The sequence below is a fragment of the Sphingomonas turrisvirgatae genome (assembly GCF_001721295.1).
GTDB classification, from domain to species: domain Bacteria; phylum Pseudomonadota; class Alphaproteobacteria; order Sphingomonadales; family Sphingomonadaceae; genus Sphingomonas; species Sphingomonas turrisvirgatae.
Genome location: NZ_MDDS01000075.1, coordinates 56575 through 83043 on the forward strand (window position 1 = coordinate 56575; position 26469 = coordinate 83043).

General features: G+C 66.0%; 29 protein-coding genes. 16 read left to right on the top strand and 13 right to left on the bottom strand.

Translation table 11 applies throughout. The features are described 5' to 3' along the window. Nucleotides 1-117: 117 nt before the first annotated feature. Nucleotides 118-630 (top strand): MarR family winged helix-turn-helix transcriptional regulator, encoded by a 513-nt coding sequence (locus tag BFL28_RS17790; protein WP_069321858.1) that lies wholly within the window; start codon nucleotides 118-120, stop codon nucleotides 628-630. On the opposite strand, the gene BFL28_RS17795 is transcribed toward BFL28_RS17790, so the two are convergent. From BFL28_RS17795 to BFL28_RS17805, 3 genes are all read right to left on the bottom strand, one after another. Further along, nucleotides 623-1417, bottom strand: coding sequence for an IclR family transcriptional regulator (locus BFL28_RS17795; RefSeq protein ID WP_069321859.1), 795 nt, complete (start codon nucleotides 1415-1417; stop codon nucleotides 623-625). The two genes, BFL28_RS17790 and BFL28_RS17795, sit on opposite strands and share 8 nt — an antisense overlap. Nucleotides 1418-1495: 78 nt before the next feature. Continuing rightward, nucleotides 1496-2002 carry a VOC family protein gene (locus tag BFL28_RS17800; RefSeq protein WP_069321860.1) on the bottom strand — a complete coding sequence of 169 codons (507 nt, stop codon included), beginning with the start codon at nucleotides 2000-2002 and terminating at the stop codon, nucleotides 1496-1498. A gap of 36 nt (nucleotides 2003-2038) precedes the next feature. Then, entirely contained in the window at nucleotides 2039-2965 is a 927-nt protein-coding gene (locus BFL28_RS17805; RefSeq protein ID WP_069321861.1) for a LysR family transcriptional regulator, read from the bottom strand. 103 nt (nucleotides 2966-3068) lie between these two features. Here BFL28_RS17805 and BFL28_RS17810 point away from each other — a divergent pair, with 103 nt between their 5' ends. The 8 genes from BFL28_RS17810 to BFL28_RS17845 all read left to right on the top strand — a co-directional run bounded on the left by BFL28_RS17810 (nucleotide 3069) and on the right by BFL28_RS17845 (nucleotide 10221). Continuing rightward, on the top strand, nucleotides 3069-3887 hold the full coding sequence (locus tag BFL28_RS17810; protein WP_158011680.1) for an alpha/beta fold hydrolase: 819 nt from the start codon (nucleotides 3069-3071) through the stop codon (nucleotides 3885-3887). Between the two features lie 19 nt (nucleotides 3888-3906). Continuing rightward, a complete protein-coding gene (locus tag BFL28_RS17815) occupies nucleotides 3907-5097 on the top strand; it encodes an LLM class flavin-dependent oxidoreductase (protein WP_069321862.1) in 1191 nt (396 codons plus the stop codon). Beyond that, nucleotides 5081-6043: an alpha/beta hydrolase gene (locus BFL28_RS17820; RefSeq protein WP_069321863.1), complete on the top strand. Its 963-nt coding sequence runs from the start codon at nucleotides 5081-5083 to the stop codon at nucleotides 6041-6043. The genes BFL28_RS17815 and BFL28_RS17820 overlap by 17 nt, the downstream gene beginning before the upstream one ends. Next, nucleotides 6040-6420 carry a carboxymuconolactone decarboxylase family protein gene (locus BFL28_RS17825; RefSeq protein WP_069321864.1) on the top strand — a complete coding sequence of 127 codons (381 nt, stop codon included), beginning with the start codon at nucleotides 6040-6042 and terminating at the stop codon, nucleotides 6418-6420. Before BFL28_RS17820 ends, BFL28_RS17825 begins: the two co-directional genes overlap by 4 nt. Next, complete coding sequence (gene ribB / locus BFL28_RS17830; protein WP_241527391.1) at nucleotides 6410-7552, top strand: 3,4-dihydroxy-2-butanone-4-phosphate synthase; 1143 nt, start codon at nucleotides 6410-6412, stop codon at nucleotides 7550-7552. Before BFL28_RS17825 ends, ribB begins: the two co-directional genes overlap by 11 nt. Beyond that, nucleotides 7542-8063, top strand: coding sequence for a flavin reductase family protein (locus tag BFL28_RS17835; RefSeq protein WP_069321865.1), 522 nt, complete (start codon nucleotides 7542-7544; stop codon nucleotides 8061-8063). Before ribB ends, BFL28_RS17835 begins: the two co-directional genes overlap by 11 nt. A 125-nt stretch (nucleotides 8064-8188) precedes the next feature. After that, on the top strand, nucleotides 8189-9496 hold the full coding sequence (locus BFL28_RS17840) for an LLM class flavin-dependent oxidoreductase (protein ID WP_069321866.1): 1308 nt from the start codon (nucleotides 8189-8191) through the stop codon (nucleotides 9494-9496). Then, nucleotides 9493-10221, top strand: a complete 729-nt coding sequence (locus BFL28_RS17845) for an SDR family oxidoreductase (RefSeq protein WP_069321867.1) — start codon at nucleotides 9493-9495, stop codon at nucleotides 10219-10221. Before BFL28_RS17840 ends, BFL28_RS17845 begins: the two co-directional genes overlap by 4 nt. Nucleotides 10222-10233: 12 nt before the next feature. On the opposite strand, the gene BFL28_RS17850 is transcribed toward BFL28_RS17845, so the two are convergent. Beyond that, nucleotides 10234-10563, bottom strand: a complete 330-nt coding sequence (locus tag BFL28_RS17850; protein ID WP_069321868.1) for a carboxymuconolactone decarboxylase family protein — start codon at nucleotides 10561-10563, stop codon at nucleotides 10234-10236. Beyond that, nucleotides 10560-11333, bottom strand: a complete 774-nt coding sequence (locus BFL28_RS17855) for an HpcH/HpaI aldolase family protein (protein WP_069321869.1) — start codon at nucleotides 11331-11333, stop codon at nucleotides 10560-10562. The genes BFL28_RS17850 and BFL28_RS17855 overlap by 4 nt, the downstream gene beginning before the upstream one ends. A gap of 109 nt (nucleotides 11334-11442) precedes the next feature. Here BFL28_RS17855 and BFL28_RS17860 point away from each other — a divergent pair, with 109 nt between their 5' ends. Both BFL28_RS17860 and BFL28_RS17865 read left to right on the top strand, forming a co-directional pair. Then, nucleotides 11443-12408, top strand: a complete 966-nt coding sequence (locus BFL28_RS17860) for an alpha/beta hydrolase (RefSeq protein ID WP_158011681.1) — start codon at nucleotides 11443-11445, stop codon at nucleotides 12406-12408. Between the two features lie 2 nt (nucleotides 12409-12410). After that, nucleotides 12411-12800, top strand: coding sequence for a carboxymuconolactone decarboxylase family protein (locus BFL28_RS17865; RefSeq protein WP_069321871.1), 390 nt, complete (start codon nucleotides 12411-12413; stop codon nucleotides 12798-12800). On the opposite strand, the gene BFL28_RS17870 is transcribed toward BFL28_RS17865, so the two are convergent. Further along, entirely contained in the window at nucleotides 12794-13273 is a 480-nt protein-coding gene (locus tag BFL28_RS17870) for a heme-binding protein (RefSeq protein ID WP_158011682.1), read from the bottom strand. The genes BFL28_RS17865 and BFL28_RS17870 overlap by 7 nt on opposite strands. Before the next feature lie 34 nt (nucleotides 13274-13307). Beyond that, nucleotides 13308-13700: a c-type cytochrome gene (locus BFL28_RS17875; protein ID WP_241527392.1), complete on the bottom strand. Its 393-nt coding sequence runs from the start codon at nucleotides 13698-13700 to the stop codon at nucleotides 13308-13310. A gap of 123 nt (nucleotides 13701-13823) precedes the next feature. On the opposite strand from BFL28_RS17875, the gene BFL28_RS17880 reads away from it, so the two are divergent. Then, entirely contained in the window at nucleotides 13824-14753 is a 930-nt protein-coding gene (locus tag BFL28_RS17880; RefSeq protein ID WP_079247283.1) for an amidohydrolase family protein, read from the top strand. Next, nucleotides 14750-15553 (top strand): amidohydrolase family protein, encoded by an 804-nt coding sequence (locus tag BFL28_RS17885; RefSeq protein ID WP_069321873.1) that lies wholly within the window; start codon nucleotides 14750-14752, stop codon nucleotides 15551-15553. Before BFL28_RS17880 ends, BFL28_RS17885 begins: the two co-directional genes overlap by 4 nt. Nucleotides 15554-15593: 40 nt before the next feature. On the opposite strand, the gene BFL28_RS17890 is transcribed toward BFL28_RS17885, so the two are convergent. From BFL28_RS17890 to BFL28_RS17900, 3 genes are read right to left on the bottom strand one after another with little or no spacing between them, the layout of a single operon-like run. Continuing rightward, nucleotides 15594-17012: an aldehyde dehydrogenase family protein gene (locus BFL28_RS17890; protein ID WP_069321874.1), complete on the bottom strand. Its 1419-nt coding sequence runs from the start codon at nucleotides 17010-17012 to the stop codon at nucleotides 15594-15596. Beyond that, nucleotides 17009-17929, bottom strand: a complete 921-nt coding sequence (locus BFL28_RS17895; RefSeq protein ID WP_069321875.1) for a DUF6282 family protein — start codon at nucleotides 17927-17929, stop codon at nucleotides 17009-17011. The genes BFL28_RS17890 and BFL28_RS17895 overlap by 4 nt, the downstream gene beginning before the upstream one ends. Beyond that, complete coding sequence (locus tag BFL28_RS17900; protein ID WP_069321876.1) at nucleotides 17926-18843, bottom strand: hypothetical protein; 918 nt, start codon at nucleotides 18841-18843, stop codon at nucleotides 17926-17928. The genes BFL28_RS17895 and BFL28_RS17900 overlap by 4 nt, the downstream gene beginning before the upstream one ends. 232 nt (nucleotides 18844-19075) lie before the next feature. Here BFL28_RS17900 and BFL28_RS17905 point away from each other — a divergent pair, with 232 nt between their 5' ends. Genes BFL28_RS17905 through BFL28_RS17915 form a run of 3 tightly spaced genes read left to right on the top strand, consistent with a single transcriptional unit; the run spans nucleotide 19076 to nucleotide 22436 of the window. Next, the gene (locus tag BFL28_RS17905; RefSeq protein WP_206599147.1) at nucleotides 19076-21220 is read left to right on the top strand and encodes an acetate--CoA ligase family protein; all 2145 of its coding nucleotides are present in this window, start codon (nucleotides 19076-19078) and stop codon (nucleotides 21218-21220) included. 14 nt (nucleotides 21221-21234) lie between these two features. Continuing rightward, nucleotides 21235-22098 (top strand): p-hydroxycinnamoyl CoA hydratase/lyase, encoded by an 864-nt coding sequence (locus BFL28_RS17910; RefSeq protein ID WP_069321952.1) that lies wholly within the window; start codon nucleotides 21235-21237, stop codon nucleotides 22096-22098. Nucleotides 22099-22100: 2 nt separating this feature from the next. Then, on the top strand, nucleotides 22101-22436 hold the full coding sequence (locus BFL28_RS17915; protein WP_069321877.1) for a carboxymuconolactone decarboxylase family protein: 336 nt from the start codon (nucleotides 22101-22103) through the stop codon (nucleotides 22434-22436). A gap of 29 nt (nucleotides 22437-22465) precedes the next feature. Here the strand turns inward: BFL28_RS17915 and BFL28_RS17920 are convergent, their stop codons facing one another. Genes BFL28_RS17920 through BFL28_RS17930 form a run of 3 tightly spaced genes read right to left on the bottom strand, consistent with a single transcriptional unit; the run spans nucleotide 22466 to nucleotide 26348 of the window. After that, nucleotides 22466-23554: an acyl-CoA dehydrogenase family protein gene (locus BFL28_RS17920; protein ID WP_069321878.1), complete on the bottom strand. Its 1089-nt coding sequence runs from the start codon at nucleotides 23552-23554 to the stop codon at nucleotides 22466-22468. After that, complete coding sequence (locus tag BFL28_RS17925) at nucleotides 23551-24738, bottom strand: acyl-CoA dehydrogenase family protein (protein ID WP_069321879.1); 1188 nt, start codon at nucleotides 24736-24738, stop codon at nucleotides 23551-23553. The genes BFL28_RS17920 and BFL28_RS17925 overlap by 4 nt, the downstream gene beginning before the upstream one ends. Continuing rightward, a complete protein-coding gene (locus BFL28_RS17930; RefSeq protein WP_069321880.1) occupies nucleotides 24738-26348 on the bottom strand; it encodes a GMC family oxidoreductase in 1611 nt (536 codons plus the stop codon). Before BFL28_RS17930 ends, BFL28_RS17925 begins: the two co-directional genes overlap by 1 nt. Between the last annotated feature and the right edge of the window lie 121 nt (nucleotides 26349-26469).

A 26469-nucleotide genomic window follows, 5' to 3' on the forward strand; every position in this document is an offset into this window, starting at 1 on the left:
TTATCATCGAACGCCAGTATTTTGTCAGCTTGGCTTAGATAGGCGCGGTCGTCCAGTATGCATTTCACCGAACCGGCGTCGCTGGACACATGCCTGGGGATGCGACACTAAGGACGGATGGGGACCAAAAGGACGAATGCGCAATCCATCCTGCACCTCGTCAAGCAGGTGCAGTACAAGGCCTATGTACGGCTCGAAACGGTGCTGAGCCCGTTCGACGTGACGGCCGTCCAGTTCCGGATTCTCACGACATTGTCGACGCGGCCCGACTTGTCGTCCGCTGAGCTTGCGCGGCTATATGACGTGAAGCCGCAGACCATGATCAAGCAGATCGCGCTCCTCGAGGCGAAGGGGCTGATCGAGCGGCGGGTCAGCGATTCGAACAAGCGCCTGCTGGAGGTGCGGCTGACCGAACGCGGCGCCACTACGCTCAAGCAGGTGCAAAAGGATTCGCGGGCGCTCGAGCGGCAATTGCTGAGCGCGCTGGATGAGGGCGAACAGGACGTCTTGCGCGACCATCTCCATCGTCTGCTGGTGTCGCTCGATCAGACCGACGAAGCGAGCGAGGGCCGGGAAATCGAGGAGCTGGCGCCCGAATATCGTCGCGCCGGGGTCCAGCGCCTCAGCTAGCCTGCGTGCCGAGCGCGCCCATCCTCTCCGACACGTCCTGCGCAGCCTTCAGCAGCAGCTTGGCGAACTCCTTGTGCCGCCCGCGGCTCATATAATCGCTGGGACCTAAAATGGTCAGCGTCGCCGCGATGCGGTTGCTGTAATCGAAGATCGGCGCGGCGATGCCCGCGAAGTTGCGGTTGAGGCTGCCCACCGTGGAGGCGTATCCCAGCTTGCGCACCTTATCCACGCTGGCGGCGACATCGTCGGCTGCCGGGCCGTTGGGGACGCGATCGGCCTCGTACGCGGCAAGCGCCGCGCGGGCGAGATCGGACTCGTAACTTGGGAGATGGGCCAGGAACACCAGGCCGGTCGCGCTGGTGGTAAGTGGCAGGATATAGCCAAGTCGCAGCGAGAATGCGCCTTGCAGCGTGCCGTCCGCCTTGGCGACGATGCACGGCCCGCGATCACCCCACAGGGACAGGTAAACGGCACAGTCGGTGCTGTCGCGCAAGCTGGTCAGCGCTTCGGCCGAGAGCGAGACGACGTCGAGCTGCCGAACCGCGGCTAGGCCCAGCTGGATCGCGAACGACCCCAGGCCGTAATGGCCGTTCTGGGGATCCTGATAGGCCATGTTCTCGCGCACGAAGCTGACGAGGTACAGATGCACCTTGCTGGGCGGCATCGCGGCGCGCGCGGCAATCTCGCGCAGGGGCAGCGGCCCCTCTGCCATCCGCAGCACGCGCAGCACGCGAAAGCCGACCTCGATCGACTGAACCCGTCGCTTGGATTGCTCAGTATCTGCCATTGGGTCCTCGACCGCCGTTGATCCAGCGATCTTCCTGCCAAGCGGCGCTCGCGCTGTCCACGCGAGTTTGGACCAAACTCAGCCGTGCTTGCGCCGGTTCCACGTCGCAAGGGTCTGATGCGCCTCGCTAGCGGCCTGTTCCAGGAAGCCGGGCGCTTCAGTCCGGGCCGCAATTTCCAGGCGCAAGCCATTGGGATCGAAGAAATAGATCGAGCGGACGAATTCGTGATCGACCAGCGGCGTCGTCTTCACGCCATGTGCTGCCAGCCGCTGCCGCATCGCCTCGACGCTCTCCACCGAGTCGGTCTCGATGGCAAAATGTTGCACCCAGTCCGGCGTGTTCGGCGACGGCGCGGGCAATTCGTCCCCGCCCAGATCGAAAAAGGCGATGTATGAGCCGTCACTCATCTCGAAAAAGAAATGGACGTACGGCGTCTCTTCGCCCGTGCTCGGCACACGCTCCGACAGCATGCAATTGACGAGCGGAAGGCCGAGAATATCCTCGTAGAAATGCCGCGTTTCCTCCGCATCGCGACACGGATAGGCGAAATGGTAAAGCCCCTTCAGCGGTCGCGGATCGGTCATGCGCAATTCCTTTCGGCCCAGCCTATAGCACGGCGTTCAGTCGTCCTTGTCCTCCCGCCGGGATGACAAGGACGCGTGTTCCAGCATCTTGTCGAGAAAGCGTTGCAGCGCGGCCGACCGGTCCCGCGTCCGCCAGACCAGCATGACCTCAAACGTGAGGCCCAGGTCGGCGATCGGCACCAGTCGTATATTGTGGCCCGGCGTATGTGGTCCCGCCGTCGTCACGATACCGACGCCCATGCCCACCGATACCAGGCTGAACAGGATCGAGTTCGTCGTGCACTCCTGAACGAACCGCGGCGCGTTGCCGTTGCGGATGAGCGCGCCGACCACCCGGTCGTAATAGCCCGCGGCCAATGTGCGCGCCGGCCCAAGTACCGGTTCGTCGGCGATCTCCGCCAGCGTGACCGACTCGCGCTGGGCGAAGCGATGGCTCTCATGGACCGCCAGCATGGTTTCGCCCGCGCCGATCGCTGTCGAACTCAGCGCCTCGCGATCGCGTTCTTCCAGATGCGCGTCGTAGACGATCCCCACATCGAGCGCGCCATCCTTGAGCGCGGCAATCTGAGCAAGTGAGCCGGTCGAGCGCAAATCGAGTTCGACTGAGGGCTCGTTGGCGCGGAAATCGAACAGCCCGCGCGAGATGAAGTCATAGGTCGCCATGATCTCGCTCAACCCGACGCGGATCGTGCCAAGATGCCCACTGCCCATGCGCCGCGCGCGATCGACTGCCCGATCGACCTGACGCAGGATCTCCTCGACATCTTCCAGGAACGCCCCGCCCGCGTTGGACAGGCGCACCCCGCGCGGCAGGCGTTCGAACAGTTCGACGTCCAGTTCGGCCTCGAGATCGCGGATCTGCCGCGTCAGCGCAGGTTGCGCGATGCGCAGCGCAATGGCGGCGCGCCCGAAATGCTCCTCGCGGCCGATCGCCCGAAAATACCGCAAATGTCTGAGCTCCATGCCCAACCCATACTTGGCAGGCATCGATCGCTCAAGAACAAAGAATTGGACCTATCAGTCGTGCGGAAACACTGTCGACAGGACGACCCAAGACGAGTGGAGCATGATGGATACCGGCGGCCTGGACGAGCTTGATTTCGGCACTCTCTCCACAGTCAGCGTGCGTGGCACGGCGATCGAGATGCTGACCGCTGGAAGCGGCGCGCCGCTCCTGTTCCTGCACGGCCTGGACGGGCTTGAGGGATCGGCCGGCGTACTGCGCGAACTGGCACGGCATTTCACCGTCTATGCACCGTCACATCCCGGTTTTGGCGGGTCGGAACGTCCCGCGCGGCTCGATCGGGTCGACGATCTCGGCTATTTCTATCTCGACCTGCTGACGTTGCTTGCGCTCGACCGGCCAGTCATCGCCGGCGTCTCGTTCGGCGCCTGGGCCGCGGCCGAGATGCTCACCAAGGAGCCGGGCCGCGCCGCGCACCTCGTGCTCGCCTCCCCGCTCGGCCTTCCGACAGCGAACCGGCGCGAACAGCATGTCGCCGACATCTTTATGCTTTCCCGCCAGGAGCTGGGCGCGCGGATGCAGCTCGGCGACCCGACGCCCGGCAGCGACATGGCCGTGCTGACGCGACTGCCGGAAGAACGCATCCGCCGCCTGATGCGCAATGACGAGGCGGCGAGCCTGTATGGCTGGACGCCCTATATGGCCAACCCCAAGCTGGGCGACCGGCTGCACCGCATCGCCCCGCCCGCCTTGATCCTCTGGGGCAGCGACGACGCCATCGTCAGCGCCGAATATCGCGCGGCGTGGGCGGATGCGATGCCGCAGGCGGCGGTCGAGACGATGCCCGATGCCGGCCACCGGCTGCACGCCGATCAGCCGGGCGCATTTGCCAATCGCGTCGCACAGTTCGCCGCGCGCTGACCCCTCCGGGAGAGACGATATGAAGATCTGGCAGTTCAGCGAACAGGCATATCACCCCGCCTTTCAGGTGCCGGGGGCGATGCGCGTGACGCTGCCTCAGCACCATTGCGATCCGGCCGAGGCGGGGCAACTGCTCAACCGCTACCTGGACGAATATCTTCTCGCCGACGAACTCGGCCTCAACATCATGGTGAACGAACACCATGCCGCCGCAACCTGCATGTCGACCTCGTGCATGACGACGCTGGCCATTCTGGCGCGGCAGACCAGCAAGGCGCGGCTTCTCGCGCTCGGCATTCCGCTCGCCAACCGTTCCAACCCGCTGCGCGTCGCGGAAGAGATCGCGATGGTCGATTGCCTGTCGGGCGGGCGGCTCGAGGTCGGGCTGGTCAAGGGCGCGGCGTATGAGCTGTTCATGTCCAACCGCCAGCCGACCGGGTTCATGGACCGGTTCTGGGAAGCGCACGACCTCATCCTCGATGCGCTGGGTAATACTGGCGACAATTTCGCTTGGGAGGGCGAACATTTCCACTATCGCACCGCCAGCCTTTGGCCGCGCCCGATCCAGCAGCCGCGCCCGCCGATGTGGGGCACGGCGTCCAGCGCGTCGAGCGCGCGCGAATATGGCCGGCGCGATTATACCTGTGCGACCTTCCTGTCCGGCGCCGTCGCGCGGTCCGTCTTCACCGGCTACCGCGAAGCCTATCTGGAGGCGCATGGCCGCCAGGCCTCGCAGGATAAGCTCGCCTATCTGGCGCTCGTCGCCTGCGCGAACGACCGCGCGACCGCGTTCCGCCGCGCCGAGCAGATGAAGAGCTATTTTACGACGGCGGCGCGGCTCGATCCGCAATTCCGCAATCCATGGGGCTTCAACGCGGTTGAGGCCAATGTACGGATGCTGCAGGCCGGCCCGTCGGCGATGCGCCCGCGCATGCGCAACGGCCAGCCGCTTCCAGTCGATGGTACGATCGAGCAGTATATGGATGCCGGGCTGTTCTTCGTCGGCACGCCCGACGACGTGTACGAACAGCTCGCGCAGTTCCATGGCGAGACCGGTGGGTTCGGCAACCTGCTGATGATGGGTCAGGCCGGCGAACTGGATCATGCCGATACGGCCGACAACCTGACCCTAGTCGCGCGCGAAGTCGCGCCACGCCTCGCCGACCTGCCCGAAATCCCGTTCGAGATCCGGTATGAGGCCGTCGGCTGAAGCGGACGGCGGGGCGGACCGCCATGCGCCGCCGCTGGCCAGCGGCATCTCGCACTATATCGAACTGTTCCGCCGCACGCCGCCTGCGTCCGATCTGGCGACGCTGCGGCTGAACGGCGACCTTGGCGCCTGGCGATTCGCTGCGCCATCCACAGCGCGGCGTTTCGACACCACCATCGCTGCCGGTGGCCGCAGCATTCCCGTGCGCGTTTACGATCCCGGCGATTCCGGTGCCCGGCCGGCGATCTGCTACTTTCATGGCGGCGGCTTCTCGATGGGCAGCATCGAGAGTTTGGACGTGGTCGGCGCGGCGCTTGCCGAACAGTGCGGCGCTGTCGTCGTCAGCGTGCAATATCGCCGCTTGCCCGAAGCGGACTATGCCGCCGCCCAGTCGGATTGCGATGCGGCCTTCGCATGGACCATCCGGCAGGCCGAGGTGCTGGACATCGACCCTGCCCGCACCGGTGTCGCCGGCGACAGTGCCGGTGCGCTGCTCGCGCTGTGCTGCGCCGCCAATCAGCGCGACGCGAGGCACGCGATGCCCGCCTTCCAACTGCTGTTCTATGGAACGTTCGCGATGGACCCCGCCCGCGCGGCTTATGCGCGCAGCCACGACCCGCTGCTCACCGGCGAGCGCGTGCGGCAGTACATCGCGTTGTTTCGCGACAAGGGCGGCCTGGTCGCGCATCCCGCGCCCGTCGATCGCCCCGATCTTGGCGGATTGCCGCCGACCCACGTCGTCGCTGCGGAACTCGACCCCTTGTGCGACGAGGCAGAGGCGCTGGTTGCGGCGCTGAAGGCGGGGGGCGTGCCGGCCACCCTCCGCGTCGCGCCGGGCATGATCCACGGCTTCCTGCGCGCGCTCGCCGTGTCCGACGCGGCGCGCATCGAACTCAGTCAAGCGGCCGGCGCACTGCAAGCCATCCTCAAAGGAAACGAACCATGAAGAAAGACGACAGCTACGACCGCGGCCGCGCGATGCGGCTCGAGATGTTCGGCGAGCCGGGCGTCGCAACACTGGACAAGACCGACGACTTCAACGAACCGTTGCAGGACCTGGTCACCCGCATGTGCTTTGGCGATGTGTGGAGCCGGCCGGAACTCGATCGCAAGACGCGCTCGATGCTCACGATCGCGCTGCTGATCGGTCAGTCGCGGCCCGATCAGCTCAAGAACCACATCAACGGCGCGCTGGCCAACGGCGTGACAAAGGACGAGATCCGCGAGATCTTGCTGCACGCGACGATCTATGTCGGCTTGCCCGCCGGTTCCGACAGCTGGCGCCACGCCCGCGAAGCCTTGCAGGCCGCCGGTGCATATTGAGCCGAACAACGCCGCGTTCGACGAGCCCCTGCACGGCGCGATCTCGTCGATCGAGGACATCATCGACGCGGCGCGAGAGGGCCGACCCTATATCCTGATTGATGCCGAAGCGCGGGAGAATGAGGGCGACGTCATCATCCCGGCGCAGTTCGCTACGCCGGCGCAGATCAACTTCATGGCGCGCCATGCCCGCGGGCTGATCTGCCTCGCCATGACGGACGAGCGCGCGCGCAAGCTGCGCCTGCCGCCGATGGTGGCCGAGAACAACAGCGGCCACGGCACCGCCTTCACGATCTCGATCGAGGCGCGCGAGGGGGTGAGCACCGGCATTTCGGCACAGGACCGCGCGCATACCGTGGCGGTCGCGATCGACCCGACCAAGGATTGCGAGGACGTGGTCTCGCCCGGCCATGTGTTCCCGCTGGTCGCGCGGCCGGGCGGCGTGCTGGTCCGCGCCGGCCATACCGAGGCAGCGGTCGATATCTCGCGGCTTGCCGGGTTGATCCCGGCCGGCGTCATCTGCGAGGTGATGAACGACGACGGGACGATGGCCCGCCTTCCCGAACTGGTTGCCTTCGCGCAGCTGCATGGGCTGAAGATCGGCACGATCGCAGACTTGATCGCATATCGCCGCCGCACCGAACGGTGCGTTGCGCGGGTGCACGAAGAAGCGTTCGACAGTGTGCATGGCGACGGATTTCGCCTGTCGGTCTTTCGCAGCACGATCGACGATGTCGAGCATGTTGCCCTGTGGCGCGGGCGGATCGAACCCGATCAGCCGACCCTCGTGCGGATGCACCGCCTCGACTTCGTGTCCGACATGCTGGGGCCGCGGACCGAACGCCGGCATTACGTCCAACGCGCGCTGGCAAAGATTGGGCAGCATGATGGTGCCGGCGTCATCGTGTTCATCCGCGACCCGTCCGTGACGGCGATTTCCGAACGGCGCAGCAACGGCCTGACGCCTACCAGCGAACAGCGGATCCGCGATTATGGTGTGGGCGCGCAGATCCTGCTCGATCTCGGCGTTCGCGATCTGGTGCTGCTCACCGACAGCGAAGCGCGGCTGTCGGGTATCGAAGGCTATGGCCTGCGCATTATCGGCCGAGAGGGGCTGGACCATGACGACTGAACTGAAGGCGGCCGAATCCAGCGTCGCCGACCAGCTGAAGCTGGGCCTGCGCCGGCTTGGCAAGGCGGTGGTCGTGATCACGGCGTGGCACGAGGATCGCCGCTGGGCCATGGTCGCGACGGCAGTCAGCGAACTGAGCATGGATCCGCCCTCGCTGCTTGCCTGCGTTAACCGCAGCGCGAGCCTGTACGAACCGCTGACCGCAGGCGCCGCGTTCTGTATCAACATTCTGCACCGCGACCAGCTGGACATCTCCCTCGCCTGCGCCAGCGCAAAGGGCGAAGACCGCTTCGCGACCGGGCGCTGGTCGGCCGACGCGGATGGCGTCCCCTATCTGCAGGGCGCGCAGGCGAGCTTCTTCTGCACCCATGCGACCTATGTCGAACATGGCACGCATGCCGTGATCATCGGCAACGTCCGCCATGTCGTGATCGAGGGCGACCCCGATCCGCTGATCTACCTCGACGGCGGCTATTCGCGTGCGCTTCGCCTCGCCCAGGCGGCACGCTGAGCCACGATATTATCAGCCTGGCTGCTTTTCCTTGAACGGCGGCGCGACCCTGATATAAGCCAGGCTGTCATTGTCGCCGGCCCATCGACAAGTCGGGCGGCGGGAGAGGAAGCGGAGGTAATCCCATGCAGTTCGGCCTGTTCTACGAACACCAGTCGCCCGCCCCGTTCACAGCGGAAAAGGATCGGCAGATCTTCCACAACGCGCTGGACGAGCTCGAGCTGGCGGACCGGCTGGGCTATGATTACGCCTGGCTGGTCGAACATCACTTCCTCGAGGAATATTCGCACAGCTCCGCGCCCGAAGTGTTTCTCGGCGCGCTCAGCCAGCGCACCAAGCGGATGCGCCTTGGCCACGGCATCTGCGTGATGCCGCCCAAGATCAACCATCCCGCACGAGTCGCAGAACGCATCGCGACGCTCGACCTCCTGTCGAACGGACGCGTCGAATGGGGCACCGGGGAAAGCGGCACCGCGATCGAACTGGAAGGGTTCGGCGTCCATCCCGACGACAAGAAGGGCATGTGGCGCGAAGCGACCGAGCAGACCGCCAACATGCTGGCCATGACGCCTTATCCCGGTTTCGAGGGCGAGCATTTCTCGATGCCCACGCGCAACATCGTGCCCAAGCCGCTCCAGGGTCCGCACCCGCCGCTATGGGTCGCCTGTTCGCGCCGCGACACGATCCTCCACGCGGCGCGCAACGGCATGGGCGCGCTGGTGTTCGGCTTTGCCGCGCCGGAACAGGCGGGCAAATGGGTGCAGGAATATTACGACATCATCCGGTCGGAAGAATGCGTGCCGATCGGCCATGCGGTGAACGCCAATTTCGCGATCGTCACCGCCCTGTCGGTGAACGAGGATGAGCAGGAAGCGATCGCACGCGGCACCGAAGGGTTCAAATATTTCGGTTACTCGCTCGGCTTCTACGCTTCGTTCGGCGCGCATACGCCCGGCCACTCGACTATCTGGGAAGGCTTCAAGAAGGCCGAAGCGGGGATCGAGGACAATCACGGCAATGGCGGGATCGGCACGCCCGATCAGGTCTATGAACATTGCAAGGCCTATGCCGATGTCGGGGTCGACCAGATCATCTTCGTGCAACAGACCGGCCCCGCGAACCACGAGCATATCTGCGAGTCGTTGAACCTGTTCGCGGACAAGGTGATGCCGCGCCTCAAGGAAGGCGAGGACGAGCGGCTGGCGAAGAAGCAGGCCGAGCTCGCACCCTTCATCGAGGCGGCACTGGCGCGCAAGCCGCGCATGGCGCCGATCGCGAAGGAGGATATCGCGCCCACCCAATCCTATGGTCTTCGCAAAAAGCAGGCCGGGACATTCGAGAATGTCCGCTCGGATCGTGGCGGCGGCCTCGCGGTGGTGGCCGACGATCCGCTGGCGCTGGTGTCGAACCAGGCGGAGCGCGCCGCACGATGAGCATCCTGGCCGGCCGCGTCGCCGTCATCACGGGCGCAAGCTCGGGCATCGGCGCGGCCTGTGCGCTGGCCTTTTCGGCAAAGGGCGCGCGCGTCGTGCTGGCTGCGCGACGCGCCGAGCGGCTGACGCAGCTTGTCGAGCGGATCGAAAGCGGCGGCGGTCAGGCCCTCGCCGTTTCGACCGACGTGACCGACGAAGCGGCGGTCGCCGCGCTGTTCGATGCGGCGCAAACCCGGTTCGATACTGTCGACGTGCTGGTCAACAATGCCGGCATCGCCGACAGCACGCCGGCCGACGCCATGCCGCTCGATCTGTGGCGCAAGGTAATCGACACGAACCTCACCTCCGCCTTTCTTTGCGCGCGCGCCGCGATCCCGATCATGAAGCGGCAGGGGCATGGCCGGATCATCAATGTCGGGTCGATCTCGGCCAAGGTGCCGCGCGCCAACAGCCCGGCCTACACCGCGAGCAAATGGGGGCTGGACGGCTTGACCCGCGCGCTGGCGATCGACTGCCGCGCCGACAATATCGCGGTTTCGGTGTTCCATCCCGGCATCGTCGCGACGGAATTGGGCGGGGGCTTGAGCAGCCTGCCCGATGATCTGGTGGCGCAGCCCGAAGATGCCGCCGACGTCATCGTGCACATGGCGGACCTGCCCGACCACCTCAATTTCTATGAGGCGCTGGTCGTGCAGAACAAGATTCCGTTCCTCGGGCGGGGGTAAACGCCCCCTCGCCTATTCCTGTGCCGGTTGCGCATCCACCAGGTTCTTGAGCTTGCGCGCGGCGCTGACCGCGGCCGGCCAGCCGGCGTAGAAGGCGATCTGCGCGATCGCCTCGCCCAGTTCCTCGACCGTCAGTCCGTTTTCCAGGCCCAGTTCCATATGCCCCTGCGTCTGGTCGCGATTGAGCGCGATCAGGCAGGTGATGGTGATGAGGCTGCGGTCGCGCGGCGACAGCTCGCTGCGCTCCCACACGCGATCGTACAGCACCTCTTGCGTCAGCTGGTCGAGCAGCGGCGCGACGCTGGCGAGTTCGCGGCCCTTGCCGCCGGCGGGGCGCTTCATGCCTTGTCGCCGCGATAGGTGGTGAAGTTCGCCGCCGCGCCCGCCAGTGCGCCGCGCATCAGCCCCAGGTCGGAAAGCCAGGCGATATAGTGCACCCCGCGCGCGACATAGGTTTCCAGCGCCTTGGCATTGCCGACTACGGTGCCAAGATGCTTGCGCCCCGCGGCGACTTCGATCACCCGATCGATCGCCGCGACGACATCGGGATGGCTGGCGTTGCCGGGGTGGCCGAGCGAGGCGCTCAAGTCGCCCGGGCCGATGAACAGCACGTCGAGCTCATCGATCGCGCACAGCGCCTCGATATCCTCCACCATCTCCTTGTTCTCGACATGCACGCTGACCAACGTCTCGGCATTCGCTCGCTGCTCATAATCATCCATCGTGCCATAGCCGGCCGCGCGGCAGGCGCGCGCCGATCCGCGCTCGCCCAGCGGCCAGTATTTGGCCTTGCGGATGACCTCCCGCACCTCCGTCGCGCTTTTCAGCGACGGAACCTGAATGCCGCTCGCGCCGCTGTCGAGCACGTGGAGGATATTTGCCTCCTCCGCATCGGGCGTGCGCACCACGCTGCTCATCCCCATCAGCTCGCAGGTCCGCACGAGATTTTCGATCTGTGCATGGCTGAGGCAGCCATGTTCGGCGTCGAGGATCAGGAAATCGAATCCGGCCAGCCCATATAGCTCGGCAATCGCCGGCGAATCCACTTTGAAGAAACTGCCGAACACCGTTTCCCCCGCCGTCAGCTTCCGCTTCACCGCCGAGTTGAACATGCCCTCTCCAATCCAGTTGCTATTTACAAATGCCGTTCAACATGGCACCACAATTGATATAAGCCAAGCGTTGATAGCATGTCAGCCGACTGCCACGATAGGAGCGTCAGTGACCCACGGGCCGATCCCGCTCCCGACCGAACCGCTACAGTTGGCCGATGGACTGACCCAATATCTGGCAACGGTGCGCAGGCCCCCCGGCCCTGCCCCGTCGCTCGAAACGGCAAGGCTGATGGCCGATCGCGACGCGCACCGCATCGCCTATCCGCGCCCAGCCGGCATGACGGTCTGCGACAGCTACGTGGTAAGCGAGGGGCGCGAAACGCGCGTGCGGCTCTATCGGCCCGTTGCAGACGCGCAGGCCGCGATCCTCTACTTCCATGGCGGCGGCTTCACCCAGGGCAGCGTCGAAAGCTATGACGGGCTGGCGACGGCATTGGCCGAGGCGAGCGGCGCGGTGGTGGTGAGCGTCGATTATATGCGACTGCCCGAAGCCACGCCGCAGGGCATGGTGCGCGAAGCTTTCGACGTGCTCGACTGGCTTCATGCCATGGCGGGCGCACTGGCCATCGATCCGGCGCGGATCGCGGTGGCGGGCGGCAGCGCGGGGGCATTCATCGCCACGCATCTTGCCGCGCGCGCCACCCGCACCGGTCATCCCCCACTGATCTGCCAGCTGCTGCTTTATGGCGTCTACGACCTCAACGGCGCGCGGGCGGCATATCTCAGCGCACGTGACCCGCTGCTGACCCGCCCGATCATCGGCGCGATGATCACGACTTATCACAGCTGCCAGGCACGCGACGCGGAGCCGTTGCCACCGCCGATCGAGATCGCCGACCTGTCCGCCATGCCGCCCGCCATTATGCTGGGCGCCGAACATGATGCCGTGCTCGCCGAGGGTGTCGACTATGCTGCCCGGCTGCGAACGGCGGGCATATCCGTCGAAACTCGCATCGCCCCGGCGATGTGCCACGGCTTCCTGCGCGCTGTCGGCATGTCGCAACCCGCGCGGGACGAGATGCGCTGGCTTGGCGAGGCATTCCGCAACCACGACCGATCAACAAGGAACTGACCATGGCACTCAAGAACGGCGATCCGGCATTCGAGGCGGGACGCGACATGCGCAAGCAGCTTTTCGGCCCGGCGAGCGTCGAGCGGCTGGAGACGACCGACGATTTCCACGAGCCGCTGGAAAACTACGTGACCTCGGCCTGCTTCGGCGAAACCTGGACGCGGCCCGGCCTGACGGTGCGTGAGCGCAGCCTGATCACGATGGCGATCTGCGCTGCCCTCAATCGCCACACCCCGCTCAAGCGGCTGGTGAAGTGCGCGGTGCAGAACGGCGCGACCAAGGAGGATATCCGCGAGACGCTGTTACAGACGACCATGTATATCGGCGTTGCCGGCGGCGTCGAAAGCTGGGCGCTGGCAGCCGAGGCTTTGAAGGAAATCGATGCCTATTGAGCTGGCTGCACGGGGCGTGCGGGCGTGAGGCCCGCCGCCTCGATACCGGCTGCCGCGCAGGCGGCGTCATCCGTCGGCTTGCCACCCGAAACCCCCACACCACCCAGCAGCACGCCGGCGGTCGTATAGATCGGCACCCCGCCCTGCATGGCCGCGACATTGGGCACGCCGGGCGGCGGCGGGGTGGCCGCGAAATCGGCCGTCGCCCGCCCGAACTTGGCGGCGGCGTTCGCCTTCCACTGCGCGATCTCGCCGCCGGCCATCGACACGCCGTCCATATGCGCCAGCGTCACCGGCATGGCGCGCGCGTCCAGCACCACCAGCGTCATCTTCATGCCCCGCGCCTGCGCCCATTTGACGCAGGTGTCGCGGATCGTCGCGGCGCTGGCATAATCCAGCGCCGGTCGCGCGGTCTGCGCCTGCACCGGCTGCGCCAGAACAAGCGCCAAGGTCGCCGCGATCACATGGTTCATCGAATATCTCCGCATGCTGGCCACGCCGGTCGGCCTAGTTCAACGCGAGCAGGTAATCGACGATCTGCTTGCGCTTCTGTGCATCGGCGACGGGCGGCGCCATCATCTTGGTACCAGGCACGACTGCCTTGGGATCCTTGATGAACGCATCGAGACCAGCCCGATCCCATTTCTTGCGCGCAGCCTTCATCGCCGGGGAATAGCTGTAGTCCGGCTTGGCACCGGCGACCTTGCCGGCGATGCCATAGAGATTGGGCCCGATGCCCGACTTCCCCGCCGGATCAACGCTGTGGCACGCCTTGCACTGAGCGAAAGCGGGTGGCTGAGCGGCGGCCGCCGGCTCAGGCGCGTTGCCGGTCGCCGGCGCGGCAATCCCGATAAGCGGCAACCCTGCCGCGATTGCTGTGGCGATGACGATACGCAACACATGCCTCTCCCGAATTGGATGGAACAGAGTGTGCGACGCTCCAACCTGGCAGACAAGCGAAAAATCGCATATTGACGAACCTTATTAGATATCAACATACGTCCGTGCCGGCTGGTTCTATCCATGCGATCACCCACCGGCCAGCTTCAGGAGAATGGGATGCCGCCGTCATCGATCCAGCTTTTCGACGCTCATGCCCATTTTTTTACCAATGACATCGAACGTTATCCGGTCGATGTGACCGGCGCGCGCGAGACGCCCGAAGCATTGATGGAACGGCTGAACCGCGATCCTTCGACGGCGGCGCGCGTGCTGTCGCTATGGGACGAATGCGGCGTCACCGGCGGGGCGGCGGTACAGTACAATACGGTGTACAAGACCGATAACAGCTACACGCTGGATGTCGCGGACGCGCATCCCGATCGCGTAGCAGCCGTCCTCATCCTGCGCGCGAACGAGGCAGGCGCGCCCGCGCTGCTCGACACGCTTGCCGGATCGCGCAACGTGAGCGGACTGCGGCTGTTCGGCTATCCGGATGCCGACGGCAATTACCCGTGGCTGGATTCGCCGGCGGCGCTTGCGACATGGGATGTCGCCGCCGCGCATGGACTGGCCATGGTCGTGATGTACGCGCCCGGCAAGCCGTCGCACGCGGCACTGCGCCGCATCATCGCGCTCGCCCGCCGCTACCCGCAGACGGTGATCGCGCTCGATCATTGCGGCTGGCCCGGGGTGGAACAGGGCGATGCTGGCACGATCGGCGCCGAACATCTCGAACTGGTCGATGTGCCCAACATCCACTTCAAGTTCACGCAGATCAATTTCAACCGCTTCGCCGAAACGGGGATCGATGCCGCGGCGTTCGTGAAGCGCCTGGTCGACACGTACGGCGCGGCGCGCGTGATGTGGGGGTCCGATTACGGCAACACGCAAAACAGCTATGCCGAAATGGTTGAGCAGGCGATTGCGGCGACGGCGCTGCTGGACGATGCCGATCGCGCGGCCGTGCTGCACGACAATGGCGCCCGACTGTTCGGAGGCAAGCGCGGATGACCGACATGCCGCAAGCGCCGGTGGTCGACGCGCACGCGCATATCTTCACGCGCGCCATGCCGTTTACCGACACGGCCTGGACCCGGCCGGATTACGACTATCCGGTCGAAGCTTATCTGGCCGACCTGGATGTGCATGGTGTCAGCTTCGGCGTGGTGACGGCGGCGAGCCTGTTCGGCGAGTATAACGACTATACGCTGGCGGCATTGGCGCAGCACAAGCGGCTGCGCGCGACGGTGATGCTCGACCCCGATACGAGCGCGTCGGAACTGGCTTCGCTGCGCGCGCAGGGCGTGTGCGGCGTTCGCTTCCAGATCCCGCTGACGGCTGCGCTGCCGGATCTGACCGGCTATCGCTTCCGCCGGTTCGTGACCCGCCTGGCCGATGCCGGCATGCATCTTGAGCTCAACCTCAGCGGGCCGCAGCTGGCGCAGATGTTGCCCGCACTGGCAGACCACCCCATTCCGGTGGTGGTCGATCACTTCGGCCTGCTGCGCAGCGAGGGCGAGATGGCGGGCGCCGGCTTTACGGCGATGTTGCGCTCGATCGCGCTCGGTCGCACCTTCGTCAAGATCTCGGCCGGGTTCCGCCTGCCCGCCGATCGCCTGGAAAGCTATGCCGCGCGCTTGCTGGCCGAAGCGGGTGCGGAGCGGCTCTTCTGGGGCAGCGACGCGCCCTATGTCGGGGCGGAGGACCGCGTGTCCTATGCCGACACGCTCCAGACGCTCTACCGCATCATTCCCGACGCACGCGTGCGCCGGCGGATGTCCGACGCGGCGCTGCGCTTCTACTTCTTCTAGGCCAGGGCCGTACGCGGCGCCGCCCGTCGGCGGCGCTTGCTCAATCCAGCGGGACGGCGTTGATGACCTGGGCCTGGGTATATTCCTCCAGCCCCTCCTGCCCCATCTCGGTCCCCATGCCCGACTGACGCCAGCCACGAAACGGAATGCGCGGATCGAGCGAGGTCAACTGGTTGACCCAAACGGTGCCGCTGGCGACTCGCTTGGCAACCGCCGTCGCCCTTGCCACGTCGCGGCCCCACACGCTGCCGGCCAGGCCATAGTCGGTCGCATTCACGCGATCGATCAACTCGTCGATGTCGTCGTATTTCAGAACCGGCAGGACCGGCCCGAACTGCTCCTCCCGCACCAACTCCGCCTCGTCCGGAATATCGCGCACGATCGTCGGCGGGATGAAGTATCCCGGCCGGTCGAGCGGCGGACCGCCCGCGATGATCCGCCCCTCGCCACCGCTTGCCTCGATCAGCGCCGCGACCTTGTCGAACTGCTGACGATTCTGCACGGGGCCGATCTGTGCGCCCTGGTTCGCGCCATCATCGATCACCATCGCTTCCGCCAGTCGAGCCAGCTCGTCGCAGAATTCGTCGTAGATCGCCGAAGGCACATAGGTCCGTTTGACCGCAAAGCAGATCTGGCCGGCGTTGCGCATCGCCCCGTCGAATATCTTTGCCGCGACCGATGCGGGTTCGACGTCGTCCAGCACGATCGCGGCGTCGTTGCCGCCCAGCTCCAGCGTGACGCGCTTCAGCGTCTGCGCTGCGGTCGCCATCACGCGCTTGCCCGTGGCGGTCGATCCGGTGAAGGCGATCTTCGCCACGTCGGGATGCCCGGTCAGGATGGGTCCCAGCTCGTTCTCGTCGCAGATGACGTTGAGCACCCCGGGCGGCAGGATTTTCTGGCACAATTCGCCGAACAGACAGGTGGTGAGCGGCGTTGTCGGCGCGGGCTTGCACACCATCGTGTTGCCCGCGACCAGCGCCGGCCCGACCTTGTTGACGAGCAGGACGAGCGGGAAGTTCCACGCGGTGATCGCAGCGACCACACCCAATGGCACGCGATGTTCGATGACGCGGTTCGTGCCATCGTCCCGCAGCACCTTGGGTTCGATCGTCATGGTGGAAAAAGCGCGCAGCACGAATGCGGAACCTCGGATTTCGCGCGCGGCCTGATCCAGCGGCTTGCCCTGTTCGGCGGTCAGCAGCGCGGCGAATTCATCGACTCGCGCCTCGAGCGCGTCGGCGATTTGCGCGACCAGCGTAGCGCGCTCCCCGGCCGGCGTGGCCGCCCAGGCCGGAAAGGCACGCCCCGCTGCTGCGACGGCCTGATCCAGCAGCGTTTCGTCAGCTTTCGGACAATCGGCAAAGGGCTGCGCGGTTGCCGGGTTGATGACCGGGAAGGTCGACACACCGGGACGCAACACGCCGTCGATCAGCAGGTGGAAGCCGCGCGCCTCGCTCATGCAATCGCCTGCAATTCCGGCGCGACGATGGCGCCTGGCTGGTCCAGCCCCATCAGCTTGCTCGCATTGCCGCCGATCATCGCGCGGATATCGTCGTCGCCATAGTCGAGGTCGATCAGCATCTGGATGACATAGCGCAGTCCCTCGACCGGCGTCGGGTTGCCGACCTGGCCCAGGTCCGATCCGATGATGGTGTTGGGCACGCCGCCGGCCTCGATGCACATTTTCAGGCTGTCGTGGCTGTAATTGCGCCCCTGCACGCCCGCCCACATGCAGCAGCTATGCTCCAGATAGGCGCCCATCTTGGCAAGCTCGGCCATGTCGGGCGGCGTGCAGCCGATCAGGAAGGTGGGGTGGTTGACCAGCAACCGCGTGATACCGCGCTTCTTGGCCTCGGTGAACAAGGGCCAGATCTCGCTGATGTGGAGATGACCGGCCGACAGCACCGCATCATATTCCGCGATCAGGTCGAGGACCGGCAGCACCTCGTCCCTGATGCGCCCGCGTTCGTCGACGACGGTCAGCATCGTGGGTGCAAGCATCTTGTCCTTGGTCGGCAGGAACTGCTGGCGATGCGAATGGCGGATATGGTTGGCGGCCGAGAAGGTGGGCATCCACACCAGCCGCGCACCCAGCTTGAAGCCATGCTCGACGGCATAAGGATTGATCCCCCCCGTCGTATTGTTGCACGGAACGCCGGTCAGCAGCTTGATCTGCCCGGGCATGATCTCGTCCAGCAGCGCCGCGACGGGCGTGACCGAATAATAATGATCCTTGAACAGGATCGCGCGCAGCCCCGCTGCCTCGCCTTCCTTGATCGCCTCGACATGGTTCAGCCGGCGCGGCATGACCGATGGGCCGCTGTGGCAATGCAGGTCGATCGCGCCTTTCAGCAGATCAGTGATCCGGTCGCTCATTGCGCTTCATCCTTGGGTTGAGGCATCGGGTAATCGTCCGCGTTCAGCACCCAGCCGGGCTTGGCCGAAAAATCGAAACGCGGCGGGCAAAAGGTGTCGAGCAGGCGATTGAGCCCCTCCGACACGCCTTGCGACGTATGCGTCGACGGCGGCGGGATCACGGCAAGCGAAGGGGCAGCGATCCGTTCGTGATCGTCGTCGATCCACTGCGTGGAGTCGCTGATCCACGGCCAGCGCAGATGGTGGATATAATCGCCGTCGAGCGCGATCGAATATTGTTCGAAATCGTCGTGATGATGCGGCGACAGGTTGTCGGCGGCGCGGGGACCGACCCGGCCATCGCCGAAATTCACCATGATCGTCGAACCGCGGTAGATGCGGCCGAACCGTCCCTGCTCGGGTGCGACATTGCCGGAATAGACCCGCACCTTTCGCTCGCCCACCGGATCGGGCCACGCTTCGAACGGCGCGACATTGGGGTCCGGTTCGGCATAGGCGTCCGCGTTGCTGCATTGCGCCGCCAGGTCTTCCGAGCGGACCGTGAACAGCCGCAGGATACGGCCGCCCTTAACCACCGTGACCTTGCTGTCGCCGGGCGGCACAAAGGCGATGCTCTTGTCGCTAGCCGTCACCGTGCCTTCGGGGATTTCGATCTCGACCTCGACGCCGTCTTCGGTCAGCACGACCGCATATTCGTCGACCTGCCCGCGCCGCTCGAACACGGCACCCGGCTGGACCTCGCTATAGGCGACGATCAGCGTCTGCCCTCGCGCCAGCCAGGTTCGCGCCGACGCCGTCTCCTGCTGCGGCGGCGTGTCGTAAAAGGCCGCATAGCTCGCCCGCTTGAACGCGGTCGGCGCCGGCTTGCCGGACTTGGGGGCGAGCGTCGCCCTGAGATCGTTGCGCCCGTACATCGGCCCTCCCTCGGCCGCGGAACAGTTGCGGCATTTCGTCCAACTTAATTGCCCGGCAAAGCTCGCGTCTAATTCCTTGTCATCGAACCAATGATGCCGCGACGGCATCGATCGGCGCGTAACGAACCCATATCGTGATCCTATCGTAAGACCCCAAAATAAGCATTGGACCCATTGCCGAACCGCGCCAAGATAGCAGGCAAGCTGATATAGGTCGAGCGGGAGGGTGACGTTGTCGCAGAGCATCGAGGTACGCCTGGACGAGGGTGGGCGCGAACGGGCTGAAACGCCGCGGCTCGGCTTGTCACGGCTGCTTCAGCCGCGCTCGATCGCGATTGCCGGCGCGTCTCCGGACGGTGCAACGATGGGCGGCGTCATCCTCGCCAATTGCGAGCGATTCGGCTTTGCCGGCGATCTGCACCTCATCAGCCCGACGCGCAGCGAGATTGGCGGGCGGCCTTGCGTCACCTCGGTCGATGCCTTGCCGGACGGCGTCGATGCGCTGGTCCTCAACGTGCCGCGCGCGGCGATCCTGCCGGCCGTCCAGGCGGCAGCGCGCAAGGGCGTGGGCGGCATCATTGTCTTCGCCTCGGGCTTTGCCGAAGCGGGGGATGAAGGCCGCCGCGACCAGGATGAAATCGCCGCCATCTGCCGCGCGGCAGGCATGGCGCTGATGGGCCCGAACTGCATGGGCTATGTCAACTATGCCGGCGGCATGGCGCTGACGTTCGAACCGGCGCACCCTCAGCCGCTCGGCACCCGCCGCAGCGTCGCAGTGGTCGCGCAGAGCGGCGCGATGGCCTCCAGCATCCGCGCGGCGATGCAGGGGCGCGGTATCGCCGTCGCGTTGCAGGCGGCAACCGGGAACGAAGCCGTGGTCCGCGCCGCCGACATGATCGACCAGATCGTGACCGACGGTCAGGCGGCCGCCATCGCCCTGTATATCGAACAGATCCGCGACCCCCTCGCCTTTCTCGCCGCCGCCCGCCGCGCGCGGGAAGCCGGCATCCCGGTCGTCGTGCTGCACCCGGGGCGCAGCAAGCGCGGCCAGGAAGCGGCGCAGTCGCACACCGGCGCGATGGTCGGCGACTATGCGTTGATGCGCGTCGCGGTCGAGAATGAAGCGGTCGTGATGGTCGACACAATGGACGAATTGTTCGACACCGTTGCGATCCTCCACCGTTTTCCGCGGCCGGTGACGGGCGAACTCGGGGTTGTCACGAACTCGGGCGCGCTGCGCGGCACGGCGTTCGACTTTGCCGAGGATATCGGCCTGCCGATCGCTCAGGTGAGCCCCCAGACGCTCGAGCGCCTCGCCGCGCTGCTGCCCGCCGGCATGGAGATCGACAACCCGCTGGATGTCGGCACCACCGGCTTTGCCAAGGCGGACATTTTCGGCCTGTCGACCGCCGCCATGCTCGCCGATCCGGCCGTCGGCGGCGTGCTGCTGCCGATGGCGGGCGGCGGCCCGTCGCAACAGCGCGCCAAGGCCGAGGCGATCATTCCCGAAGCGCTCGCCTCGGACAAGCCGGTGGTCGTGGCGATCACCGGGGATAGCTCGACGCTCGATCCCGATTTCCTGGCGGCGATGCGCGACAGCGAAACCCCGCTGTTCCGTTCGCCCGAGCGAGCGATGCGCGCGTTCGGCGCCGCGCGGCGTTATGCCCGCGCGCTGGCCAGCGTCGCCGATCGCGCGCCTGCTGCCGGCTCCCTGTCCGGCTGGGCGACGGCGGGCGTCAAACCGGAATATGTCGGCAAGCAGTTCCTGCGCGAGATCGGCGTGCGCGTGCCGCATGGCGAATTGGTGGTCAGCGCCGATGCGGCCGTCGCCGCCGCCGCCGAAATCGGCTTCCCCGTCGTTCTCAAGGTGCAGGCCGAGCAGCTCAGCCACAAGAGCGACATCGGCGGCGTCATGCTGAACCTGCGCGACGAGGCGGCGGTGCGTGCCGGATGGGATTCGCTGATGCGCAACATCGGCGATGCACCGATCGACGGCGTGCTGGTCGAACAGATGTCGGCGCCGGGCTTGGAGATGGTGGTCGGCGCCCGGCACCATCCCGAATGGGGCGCATCGGTCATGGTCGGCTTGGGCGGCGTGCTGATCGAGGCGCTGGACGCCGCCGAACTGCTGCCCGCCGACATCTCACACGCCCGCGCGGTCGAACGCATCCGCAACCTGCGCGGGGCAAAGCTGCTCGGCGAATTCCGCGGCCGGCCGGCGCGCGACGTGGATGCCGTGGCCGACGTGGTGGTCAAGGTCGGCGCTGCCATGCGCGCCGGCATCGGCATCGAGGAAATCGACATCAACCCGCTGATGGTGATGGCCGTGGGCGAAGGCGCGATCGCGCTCGACGCCCTGATCGTCACTGCCGCATGATCCAAGGACAGGAAATGGAACAGACGATGGAAGCAACGCAGAGCAAGCCCGTTCCGGGCGGCAACAATGTGCTGGTCGAATTCGAGGATGGCATCGCCTGGGTGCACCTCAACCGGCCTGAAAAGCGCAATGCCATGAGCATCGAGCTCGCGCGCGAGATGAACCAGGTGCTCGACGCGCTCGAGCTGGATGATCGCTGCGGCGTCATCGTGCTGACGGGCAAGGGCGAGGCGTTCTCGGCCGGCATGGACCTTCAGGGCTTTTTCCGCGCATCCGATGCAGTCAGCGACGTCGAGCGTCACCGCGCCTATCGCGAAACCCGCGCGTGGCAGTGGCGCACGCTGATGTATTACGCCAAGCCGACGATCGCGATGGTCAATGGCTGGTGCTTCGGCGGCGCCTTCACCCCGCTGATCTGCTGCGATCTTGCGGTCACCGACGAGGCTGCGACGTTCGGCCTGAGCGAAATCAACTGGGGCATCATCCCGGGTGGCGTGGTGTCGAAGGCGATCTCGACGCTGATGGGCGATCGTGAGGCGCTCTATTACGTCATGACCGGCGAGAAGTTCGACGGCAAACGCGCCAAGGAACTGGGCCTGGTCAACGAAGCGGTGCCGGCCGACCGGCTGAAGGACCGCACGCGCGAGCTGGCGAAGATACTGCTCGAAAAGAACCCCACCACGCTGCGTCAGGCCCGCATGGCCTATAAATATGCGCGCGAGATGAACTGGGAGCTGGCGGCCGAATATCTGACGGCCAAGGGCGACCAGACGACCTTCGTCGACAAGGAGAAGGGCCGCGAAAAGGGCATGGTCCAGTTCCTCGACGAAAAGACCTACAAGCCCGGCCACGGCACCTACAAGCGCGGGAGCGAATAAGCATGAAGCGTCCCAGCGCCGCGAAGGGCGACGAACTGGCCAGCGTCGTTCCCGCCTTTGTCGAAATGACCGACCGCGTTCTCTATGGCGAAGTGTGGGAGCGCGACGGCTTGTCCAAGCGCGACCGCTCGTTGCTGACGGTCGCGGCGCTGATGACAGCCAACCGGCACCAGCAGCTTGAGGCGCACCTCGCCCTCGCGCTCAAGAACGGCGTGACGCAGGAGGAACTGGGCGAGGCGCTGCTTCACCTCGCCTTCTATGCGTCATGGCCGGCATCGGTGACCGCATCGCGCATGTTGCTCGACGTGGTGAACCGCCAGCGCGACGCCGCCGACTAAGCGCGCGGGGGCATCGTCCCCCGCGCCACTCACTTGCGCCAGTCGCCGCCCGCCTCGACAAGCGCGAGCATGTGATCGGTATCGCCGAACAGCGTCTCGATCACCGTCAAACGCTGGAAATAGCGCCCGGCGGGATACTCGCTCGCCAGCCCCATGCCGCCGTGTAGTTGCACCGCCTGCGTGCCGACGAAGCGCGCGGCGCGGTTGACCAGCGCCTTTGCCGCAGCTGCGGCGCAGGTCCGTTCGGCAGCCGGCGCATCGAGCGTCGCAACGGCATGAAAGGTGATCGAGCGGGCCTGCTCCATCGCGACCAGCATGTCGGCAGCGCGGTGCTGCAACGCCTGGAACGACCCCAACGGCACGCCGAACTGCGACCGGCCGGCAAGATAGTCCCTGGTGATCTCGATCAACCGCGCCATAGCGCCCACCGCCTCGGCACAGCTTGCGACGATCGCGTGATCGATGGCTGCCGCCAGCACCGCGTGGTTGCGCCTGACGTCGCCGATCGCCTGTGCGACGGTCAACTCGACATCGGCGAACATGATGTCTGCGGCGGTTCGCCCGTCCGGCGTGGGTCGGATGTGCCGCGTCACGCCCGCTGCATCCGCCGGCACCAGCAACAGGGTCAGGCCGTCCTCGCTCGCGGCGGGGCAGATCAGCAGGTCGGCCTCGCCGCCATCGGGCACGGCGAGCTTCCTGCCCGACAGCCGCCACCCGTTAGCGGTGCGCGTCGCACGCGTGCTCGGCGTGTCCCAACGATAGCGACTGCCGGGCTCGTACAGGCATAAGGCGGGACACGACTGGCCCGCGATCAACCTGGCCAGCGCGTCCTCTGCCGCCTCGCCTTCACACGCGGCGAGCACGCCGCCGGCAAGAACAACCGCTTGAAGATAAGGTGCCTGGCCGAGCGTTCGGCCAAATGCCTCCATCACCAGCATCAACGCTTCGCTGCCCAGTTCCAGACCGCCGCATACTTCGGCAAATGGCAGCGCAAGCAGGCCCAGATCGTGAAAGGCGCGCCATGTCTGCGCGTCGGCTGGAGCTTGTCCCAGCGCCTCGAACTGGCGCGTGACGCTCTCGCGCAACAGCGCCTGCCCCTCGTCCAACTCGAAGTTCATGCCGCGCCCCCCAGCCCCAGCACGGCCTTGGCCAGGATGTTGCGCTGCACCTCGTCCGAACCGCCGAAGATCGAATATTTGCGGGAACTGAAATAGGCCGACAGCATCGCTGAATGGGGGTCCAGCCCGTCGAACGCCGCATCCGGCGCTTCGTCGAATCCGGCAGTCAGCGCCTCGGGTCCCAAGGTTTCGAGCAGCAGTGCCGCCGCGGCCTGAAGCAGTTCGGCACCCTTGATCTTCAACACGGACACGGTGGGATCCACGCCTGCCCCCGGTCCGCGATCCGCCGTCGCGACCCGCATCTGGGTAACCTCCAGCGCCTTCAGCTCGACCTCGGCCAGCGTCAGTCGGCGGCGGAATGCGGGATTAGCGATCAGCCCGGACTGGGTCGCCATCGCGCGAACGCGATCCAGCCGGCGGCGGACGAAGCCGACATTGCCCATCGATGTCCGTTCCTGGCCCAGCAGATATTTGGCATAGTCCCAGCCGCGCCCCTCCTCGCCCACAAGGTTCTCGATCGGGATGCGCACGTCGTCGAAGAACACCTCGTTCACGTGATGATAGCCGTCGATGGTGTGGATCGGGCGAACCGAAATGCCCGGGGTCGCCATGTCGATCAGCACGAACGAAATTCCCTGCTGCTTGCGGCCGCTGCCATCGGTGCGGACGAGGCAGAAGATCCAGTCGGCATGCTGGGCATAGGTGGTCCAGATTTTCTGGCCGTTGATGCGATAGCTGTCGCCCTCGCGGACGGCCGCGGTCTTGAGGCTGGCCAGATCCGATCCCGACCCCGGTTCGGAAAAGCCCTGGCAGAACCAGATGTCGAGGTTCGCGATCGCCGGCAGGAATCGCCGCCGCTGTGCGTCGTCCCCGAACGCGGCGATGACCGGCCCGACCAGCGCGGTGTTGAACGCCAGCGGCTTGGGGCAGGCGTTCCGATCGATCTCCTCGGTCAGGATCGCGCGCTGTACCGGCGTCCAGTCGCGGCCGCCCCATTCCACCGGCCAGTGCGGCACGGCATAGCCGGCGCGATTGAGGATTTGCTGAGCCTCGACCATCCACGCGCGCGGCAACGGCAATTCATCCTGCACCGCCTGCCGGATGCGTTCCGGCATATGCGCGCGCAGATAGTCGCGCACTTCGTCTCGGAATAGCCGCTCTTCCTGCGTGAAGCGCAGTTCCATCAGTCGTCCCGTGGCAGCGGCGCGATCCCGCGGATCAGGTCGGAGGCGCGCTCTGCCACCATGATGACCGCGGCGTTGATGTTGGCGCCCGGCACGCTCGGCATCACCGAGGCGTCGACAACGCGCAGCCCCGCGACGCCTTTCACGCGCAACATGCTGTCGACCACGGCTGCCGCGTCGTCGCCCATCCGGCAGGTCCCGGCCGGATGCTGCGTGATCTTCAGATTGCGGCGGATGAAGTCGTCGAGATCCGCGCCCTCGCCCGGCGCCAGTTCGTCCGTCACCATGTCGCGTAGTGGCGATTGCGCAAAGATGCTGCGAACCGCCTCGATCCCGCCGCGAATGTCGGCGAAATCGCGTGGGGTCGAAAGCAGGTTGAGGTCGATGCGCGGCGCGGCCATCGGATCGGCCGAGCGCAGCGCGACGTGCCCGCGGCTTTCGGGATGAAGCTGCATGACCATGACCGAGAGGACATGCGATTGCTGTGGTCCAAAGGGATGCCACATCTTGGCGTCCAGCCGGACCGGCAGGAAGACCAGCTGGATATCCGGGCGCTCGAGTTCGGGCCGGGTCCGCAGCATCAGCACGCCGCTGGTGATCTGGCTGGCGAACGCACCCTTGCCGGTCAGCGCCCAGCGCAGCACCGACAAGGCGGCACGGTCCGACCGCAGGGCGCGCAGGAAGGTGGTCGGCTCCCGCGCGGCATAGCTCATATAGACTAGCGGATGTTCGGCGAGGTTGCGGCCCACCGCCGGCACGTCGCGAATCACCGGAATGCCGTGCGCCGCCAGCTGATCGCCCGGCCCGATGCCCGACAGCATCAGCAGCTGCGGCGAATTATAGGCGCCGCCGCTCAGGATCACTTCCCTGCGCGCGTGGGCAGTCCCGTCGCGGCCGTCCCGCCGATATTCGATGCCCGTCGCACGCCCGTCGGCGATCGCCACACGCCCGACATGGGTATGCGACCAGACGGTCAGGTTCGGTCGCTTCATGGCCGGACGCAGATAGGCCGCCGCCGTACTCGATCGACGCCCGCGCGAGTCGACGGTCACTTCGCACTCGGAAAAGCCTTCCTGCGCTTCGCCGCTCAGATCGGCGCTTTCCGCGAACCCGGCGGCCAGAACGGACCGACGGATGGGATCGGAAAGCAGATGCTCGCCCGGCACGCGCGTGACGGCAAGCGGTCCTTGATCGCCGTGGAAGCGGTCGCCGCCACGCCAGCTCGACTCCATACGGCGGAAATAGGGAAGGACGTCGGCATAGCTCCAGCCGGCCGCGCCGAGCTGACGCCATTCGTCGTAATCGCCCGAATGGCCGCGCATATAGATCATGCCGTTGACCGACGACGAGCCGCCCAGCACGCGTCCGCGCGGCACTGGCAGCGACCGGCCGGCAAGCTTGTCGTCCGGCTCGCTGGCATAGCCCCAGTCATAGGCCGGGTTGGCCGCGTTCATCATGAAACCCAGCGGCATGCGGAACAGCCAGTTATCGTCCGGTCCCCCGGCTTCGACCAGCAAAACCGAGTCCGCGCCGCTCTCGCTCAGCCGGTTGGCCAAGACGCAGCCGGCCGATCCGCCGCCGACGACGATATAGTCGAACTCGTCCTGCATCAGCGCCGCCTCGCCCCGCCGCGCGATACCAGCGGCCCCTCTCCTGAATTCCGCATTGTTGCTCCCGCGATCCGGCAACCACGTTGTGACATGTCAAATATCATTCGACAAGATATAATGC